2 protein-coding genes are annotated in these 1,199 nt (G+C 69.5%); one reads left to right on the top strand and one right to left on the bottom strand.

Going from position 1 to position 1,199, the window contains the following annotated elements:
* Positions 1-339 (top strand): hypothetical protein (locus FNX44_RS28410; RefSeq protein ID WP_173019310.1); only part of this gene is annotated, 339 nt, incomplete at its 5' end.
* Positions 340-378: 39 nt separating this feature from the next.
* Here FNX44_RS28410 and FNX44_RS27050 read toward each other — a convergent pair.
* The coding region (locus FNX44_RS27050; RefSeq protein ID WP_143651591.1) for a helix-turn-helix domain-containing protein at positions 379-1,199 on the bottom strand (821 nt) is incomplete at its 5' end.

The following is a 1,199-nucleotide window of genomic DNA, read 5'->3' as shown; positions in this document are numbered from 1 at the left end:
CCCGCGGCCCTACCCGCCCCCGGCGAGGAAGACCCCGGCGGCGGCGAACGGCCGTCACGGGCAGACGAGCTGCTCTGGGCAGTGCGCGACATAAGGATCACCATCCCGCTTCTCCTCACCACCGTGGTGACTCCTCCACCTGACCTCTCGCGCCGGATGGGGACGTGGCTGGACATCGACCACCCCGCCATGGTGATGACGGACGCCTGCCCTCACACGCTCGTTCTCTCTCGCACCGGGCCCGAGACGGTCGCCGCTCGCCTTGAGGTCGATGTCTACGAGTACCGGACCGGGAACCAGTACGTGCTGCAGTGGGCACCGCTGGACCTCCGTCGGTAGCCGTGCGGGGAACTCGCTGACACGGCCCTGTCTCGTGGTCTACGGGCTAAGGGGATCTCCAGGGCGGGGCAAGGGCGGGGACGGCAGGGCCGTCGGCCACGTCGTGGCCCCTTGAATCGGTGTAGGGAGCGGCCTCCGTGCACCCGTATGGGGCAGTGTCTGGCAGAGGGTGCCGCCGAAGACCGCGAGTAGGCCCTCCACGCGGGTGCGTGTTCGGTTCTGCGTCTCCGTAGAGGGCATGGGCCGGACTGCCGGAGTGGGAGTCCCCCTCTCGACCTCGGCCTCCCACAACTCGCGGAAGAACATCTTCTCGCCGTCGAGCGCGTGGATGAGACAGCAGACCTGTTCCCAGGTGCCGTTGAGTGTCCCCGCCAGAAGGCCGGTGACAAGGTCGGGGGTGAGATCGGGTTCGTCGAGCACAAGGAAGTCGGGACTGGGGCTTCCGGCGCGTGCGTGGAGGTAGCGCAGGGCTCCTGCCAGCGTCGCTGGTCTGGGGTTGGCTGCGCTGCGGCGCGCGTGGGCGTCTTCCCAGACCATCCGGAGTACGTCCGGATCAGCGCCGCAGGCCTTAGCGATGGCCAGGGTGGCCCTCCAGCTCGGGAAGCGCTCGCCGGTCATCAAGCGCGACAGGAAGCTGGGGGAGAGCTGGGTGCGTGCGGCCAGCTCCCGCAGGCTGTGGCCGGAGGCGCGTTGCAGGCTGCTGAGGACGGCGGCGAGGTCTTGCTCGACCAGAGAGGTGCCGCCGGCAGAGGCGGGTTCGGGGTCGCTGATCGCAGGTGAGAGATCGCCTTCAAGAGGCAGGTCGTCTACCTCGGCGAGCGGAAGGGCAGCAGAGGCGGTGCGGGGCGGAGGCGGGGGAG

It is taken from the genome of Streptomyces alkaliterrae (genome assembly GCF_007097205.2).
Taxonomy (GTDB): domain Bacteria; phylum Actinomycetota; class Actinomycetes; order Streptomycetales; family Streptomycetaceae; genus Streptomyces; species Streptomyces alkaliterrae.
The sequence above is the reverse complement of the archived record's forward strand: the minus strand, read 5'-3'. Positions and strand labels throughout refer to the sequence as shown.